The organism is Streptosporangium sp. NPDC004631 (assembly GCF_053601935.1).
In genome coordinates, this window is sequence record NZ_JBSGCR010000064.1 from 1 (window position 1) to 5,868 (window position 5,868).

A 5,868-nucleotide genomic window follows, 5' to 3' on the forward strand; every position below is an offset into this window, starting at 1 on the left:
GCGCAGCCACTCCTTGATCTCGGTCAGGTGCGCGCCCATCGGCCGGGGCAGCGCCTCCGGCGCCACGCCCAGCGCCATGCCCAGATGCTGGTTGACGTCGGCGTCGATCGCGACCACCGGCCCACCACGACGCGCGGTGTATCTGGCGAACAGCGCCGACAGAGTCGTCTTGCCACTACCGCCCTTACCAACGAATGCCACCCTCACGACGACGATCCAATCCGAACATGAAAACGATTCACCTGGCGCTCAGGTTGTCATCGATCAGTCAAGTGAGTAAACCTCACATTTGACTATCATGTCGGTGGTATAGCCCGGCCGGGATCATCACACGGGCGGCACCGTTCAGCGGTCACGGCGGGTGACGAGCTGGGCGAGCGCGCCCAGCTCGGAGGTGGGACGCGGCACGGAGCCGGCCGAACGCAGGTGGCGCAGCGCCCGGGTCAGCAGCTTGTCGGCCTGCCTCTGGCTCCACGCCCGCCCGCCCAGGACGTCGACGAGCTCGGCGGCGTGGACCAGGTCCGTGTCGGACAGAGGCCGTTCCCGATGGTAGAGCTCGGCCAGCTCACGTCCCGCCGGGGTGGCGGAGGCGAGCGCGGCCACGACCGGCAGGGACTTCTTACGGCTGCGCAGATCCGAGTAGACCGGCTTGCCGGTCACCTCAGGATCCCCCCAGATGCCCAGCAGGTCGTCGACGAGCTGGAAGGCCAGTCCCAGGTCGTCGCCGAAGGCGCGCAGCCGCTCGACCTGCTCCGGAGTGCCGCCGCCGAACAGTGCCCCGAGCGCGCAGGCGCACCCCAGCAGGGCGCCGGTCTTGCCCGCGGCCATGACCAGGCACTCGGCGAGCTCGACGTCCCGGCGGCCCTCGAAGGCCACGTCCGCGTTCTGGCCCTCCAGCAACTCCTGAATCGCGGTACCGAAGATCCGCGCCGCCTCCGGAGCCGCCGGGTGCCCGCCCTCGGCGAGCACCTCGAAGGCCCGCGCCAGCAGCGCGTCACCGGCCAGGATCGCCGGGCTGACACCGAAGACGGTCCAGGCCGTGGGGCGGTGACGGCGTGTCCGATCACCGTCCATCACGTCGTCGTGCAGGAGGGAGAAGTTGTGCGCCAGCTCGACGGCGACCGCCGCGGGCAGCGCCGCCTGGACGGCACCCCCCACGGCCTCGGCCGCCAGCAGGACCAGCGCGGGGCGGAACGCCTTGCCTCCGTCGGCTCCGGCAGGCTCGCCGTACTCGTCCCACCAGCCGAAGTGGTAACCGGCGATGCGCCGCATCGAGGGGGGCAGCGTGTCGACCGCCGGGCGCAGGGCGGACTCCACCGTGTCACGGCTCCAGAGGAGCACCTCGCTCGCCGAGCGTCCCTCAGCCGTCACCTCAACCGCCGTCATGTTCCCTCACACCTTCGCTCGGCGTCCCACAACCGACGCCCCACACAGTAATCCGCACCGGCATCGATGCCGGTATGCCCCGCGACGCCGAGCACGTCCGACCTCGGTCTCATCCGACCGGGCCCGGATTTGGGCACCCCGATGCCACCTGCCCATTTCCTGAGACGCACACGCGTTTCCGGGTCCGCGCACGTGCCCTTTCCCGATGGGAATTCCGGCCCGCTGGACACGGCGGATGGAATCCGGGGAGGTCCAAGGGCCGCACGACCCGTTCTCAGTGACCGAGTTCGACGTCTTCGAGAATTCCGAGCGCGTCGGGGACGAGCACTGCGACGGAGTAATAGGCACTGACCAGGTAGGAGATGATCGCCTTCTCGTTGATGCCCATGAACCGGACCGACAGGCTGGGCTGGTATTCGTCCGGGATGCCCGTCTGGTGCAGGCCGACGACGCCCTGGTCCTCCTCCCCGGTCCTGAGTGCGAGGATCGACGTGGTGCGGGCGCCGGTGATGGGGATCTTGCTGCAGGAGAAGATCGGGACACCGCGCCAGGCCGGCACCATGTTCCCGCCGATGTCGACGCCGAGGGGGTAGAGCCCACGGCGGTTGCACTCCCGGCCGAAGGCGGCGATGGCGTGGGGGTGGGCCAGGAAGAGCCGCGTCTTCCTGCGGCGGCTGAGCAGCTCGTCGAGGTCGTCGGGGGTGGGCGGCCCGCTCCGGGTGTGGATCCGCTGCTTGAGGTCGGCGTTGTGGAGCAGGCCGAACTCGGGATTGTTGATCATCTCGTGTTCCTGCCGCTCCCGCAGCGCCTCGATCGTCAGCCGGAGCTGCTGCTCGACCTGGTCCATCGGGTCGTTGTAAAGGTCGGCCACCCGGCTGTGCACGCGCAGCACGGTCTGCGCGACGCTCAGCTCGTATTCGCGGGGGGCAAGCTCGTAGTCGACGAACGTGCCCGGCAGGTCGGCCTCCCCGGCGTGCCCCGCCGCCGTCTCGATGGCGGCCTCGCCGTACTTGTTCTGCGGGCCCCTCGGACCGGCCTGCACCTGCCGCAGGTGCGCCCGCAGCTCTTCGGAGCGGTCGGCCACCTCCCTGAACGCCTCACGGGACAGGACCATCGCCGTGCCCGAGGTGACCGCCTTGACCGTGAAGTCCCAGTCGCCCTGGGGGGCGGCCAGCGTCTCGTCGCCGAAGTGGTCGCCACCGGCCAGCACCGCCAGGACGACCTGGTCTCCGTAGGGCCCCGTACCGACCTTGTTCACCTTGCCGTGCGCGATGAGCACCACCTCGTCCGCCGGCCGGCCCGACTGCACCAGCACCTCCCCCGCGGTGAACTCCCGCTGGGTGAAGCGCTCGCTCAGCGCCTGCAGGACCTCGGGGTCGTCAAAGTGGCGCAGCGACGGCAGCTCGCGCAGCTCCGCCGAGACCACCCGGACCTCCGTCCCGACGCTGGTGAAGCTCACCCGCCCGTCGCCGACGGTGTAGCTGAGCCGGCGGTTCACCCGGTAGGTGCCGCCCGAGACCTGCACCCACGGCAGCATCCGCAGCAGCCACCGCGAGGAGATCTCCTGCATCTGCGGAACCGTCTTGGTCGTCGTCGCGAGATTACGCGCCGCGTCCGTTCCCAGGCTCAACTGTGCCCGGCCGGCATCGAACTCCGTCACAACAAACCGCCCATCTGTGTTCGTCTCGAAAAGGGAGGCCGAAAACCTGGATCGAAAAAGGGGAAATAAACAGATCAGCCGCAACCGAATTCGCCAAATCACCCTCATCTCGAAGGTGAGGGTTCGGGAGGGCGGGCCACCGCTGCGGACCGATCCAATTTTGGAGTTCCCTTAAATATTCTGTCAAGCATTAAACATAATTTTGCCAAGCACAAATATTGCTTTTTCGGGAAAAACGGACTGAACGCTAATAGAGGAATCCATCGGCGATCGCCGAAATTCGCCGCACTCCGGCCGTTATAGACCGCCCCCCCCACCGCCTCCGGCCGGACCAAGGGAACCGGACACCTCGGCCGCGAACGCCTCGGTCACCCGCGGCCGTCCTCGCACCTCCCGGGTGCCGCCGTCTCACCCCCGAACGGGCAACGCATCGCCGTCACCCAGGGCGACCGCCCCCATACCGCCGCAGCAGAACTGTGATGTACCCTTGCGGCCACGCACCCTCAGGACAAACACCAGGTCAACGGCAAGTTTCCCGATTTATGCCATGATCGGCGGAGCACTCCCCCAGAAACGGACAGGAATGCTCCTTGCGTTAGCTATATGACGTGTGAAATTTTACATTTCACATAACGATCAGCCGCCCGGCCGAGGCTCTCAGCCGGGCGGCCTCGCTCCCCCTCCCCCCAGGAGTGACATGCAGAGCAGGTTGCGCCGGACGATCTCCCAGGTGGTCCTCATCAGCTCCGTCCTCGGTCTCGGCGTCGGCACGCAGGTCGTGCTCGCCACCCCGGGTGCGGCGGTCGCACGGAACACTTCGACGATCACAAGTGGGACTGCTCCCGACAGGGATGTCACCGGCCCCCGGAACGAAGAACCGGCCCACGTCCAGCACAAACCCTTGAAGAACGAGGACAGCCCGCCGCTGTCGGCTTTCGTCGAGGAGCAGCGCCACGACTACAACGCGCCGTCGACCACCAAGAAGCCGACGCAGAAGTCGGCTCAGAAGTCCCTGCAGGCCGCCGCCGCGGCCTGTAACGTCGCCGACTTCGCACAGACCGGCAGCGCCCTGGTCGCGGCGATCAAGAGCGTCACCCCCCAGTGTGTGGACACACTGTTCAGCCTGAGCGGGAGCAACGCCTACTCGGCGTTCCGCGAGTCGCAGATGGTCACCGTCGCCTCCGCGCTCCGGGACAACGCCCTCAGCTACGCCGGTGACAACAGCACCGGCACGCTCCAGCTCGTGCTGTACCTCCGGGCCGGCTACTACGTCCAGAGCCAGCCCGCCGGAGACGCCGGCACCTACGGCACGACGCTCAAGACCGCGATCCGCTCAGCTCTGGACGCCTTCTTCGCCAACAGTCGCTCCGGCGACGTCAACGACGTCAACGGCGAGACCCTCAACGAGGCCGTCATCCTCATCGACAGCTCCGAGGAGAACGCCCGTTACATCTACGTGGTGAAGCGGCTGCTGAACGCCTACAGCAGCTCCTACAACCAGTACAAGTACATGCGCAGCTCGGTGAACAGCGTCTTCACCGTGCTGTTCCGCGGCCACTACGTGCCCGAGTTCGTCACCGCGGTCACGAGCGACCCGAGCCTCCTCGACACGGTCAACAGCTTCGCCAACAACAACTTCAACCTGATCGGCGGGGACTACTACTACCTCCCCTACAACGCCGCCCGCGAGCTGAGCCGTTTCGTCCAGCACGCCGCGCTGCAGGCCAAGGTCCGCCCGATGGTCAAGGCGCTGATCGGTCGCAGCAGCATCACCGGTACGACCGCGCGGATGTGGGTGGCCCTGGCCGACATGGTCGACTACTACGACAACGCGAACTGCTCCTACTACGGCACCTGTAACTACCGGGCCCAGATCAAGGCCGCGGTGCTGCCGATCAACCACACCTGCAGCTCCACCCTGCGGATCCTGGCCCAGGACATCACCACGGCCCAGCTCAACGCGAGCTGCACCAGCCTGGCCAACCAGGACGCCTACTTCCACAACATCGTCAAGGACAACGGCCCGGTCGCCAACGACCGCAACACCGCCCTTGAGGTGACCGTCTTCAACTCCAGCGTCGACTACCAGACCTACGCCGGCGCGCTGTACGACATCAGCACCAACAACGGCGGCATGTACCTGGAGGGTGACCCGGCCGTCGCCGGCAACCAGCCGAGGTTCATCGCCTACGAGGACACCCGGGTTCTTCCCACCTTCGCCATCTGGAACCTGAACCACGAGTACACGCACTACCTCGACGGCCGGTTCAACATGTACGGCGACTTCACCGCGGGCGTCTCCACCCCGACCATCTGGTGGATCGAGGGCTTCGCCGAGTACGTCTCCTACTCCTACCGCAACGTCGTCTACGACGCCGCGATCGTGGAGGCGGCCAAGAAGACCTTCACCCTGCGCGAGGTGTTCGACACCACCTACGAGCACAACGACACCACCCGCACCTACCGGTGGGGCTACCTCGGGGTCCGCTACATGCTGGAGAAGCACCCCGCCGACATCACCAGGCTCCTGGGCTACTACCGCGCCGGTAACTGGAGCGCGGCCCGCACCTTCCTGACCGGCCTGAACTACAACACCGACTGGAACGCCTGGCTGACCGCCTGTGCGGCCGGCGCCTGTGGTGGCGGCACCCCGACGAACCAGGCGCCGACGGCGGCGTTCACCTCCAGCGTCAGCGGCGCGACCGTGACGTTCACCGACGGCTCCAGCGACTCCGACGGCACCATCGCCTCCCGCGCCTGGGACTTCGGCGACGGCACCACCTCCACCGCCACCAACCCCTCCAAGACCTACACCGCCTCCG

Annotated in this window: 4 protein-coding genes; 1 reads left to right on the top strand and 3 read right to left on the bottom strand. The window is 67.2% G+C overall.

Annotation, left to right across the window (positions count from 1 at the left end; genetic code table 11):
• The 3 genes from ACWEF2_RS31340 to ACWEF2_RS31350 form a co-directional block, all read right to left on the bottom strand.
• The coding region (locus ACWEF2_RS31340) for a nucleotide-binding protein (protein WP_453819862.1) at positions 1–207 on the bottom strand (207 nt) is incomplete at its 3' end.
• Positions 208–345: 138 nt separating this feature from the next.
• Positions 346–1,386, bottom strand: coding sequence for a family 2 encapsulin nanocompartment cargo protein polyprenyl transferase (locus ACWEF2_RS31345; protein WP_453819863.1), 1,041 nt, complete (start codon positions 1,384–1,386; stop codon positions 346–348).
• A 274-nt stretch (positions 1,387–1,660) separates the two neighbouring features.
• Positions 1,661–3,046, bottom strand: coding sequence for a family 2B encapsulin nanocompartment shell protein (locus ACWEF2_RS31350; RefSeq protein WP_453819864.1), 1,386 nt, complete (start codon positions 3,044–3,046; stop codon positions 1,661–1,663).
• 697 nt (positions 3,047–3,743) lie between these two features.
• Between ACWEF2_RS31350 and ACWEF2_RS31355 the strand changes: the two genes are divergently transcribed.
• A partial coding sequence (locus tag ACWEF2_RS31355; protein WP_453819865.1) for a collagenase occupies positions 3,744–5,868 on the top strand: 2,125 nt, incomplete at its 3' end.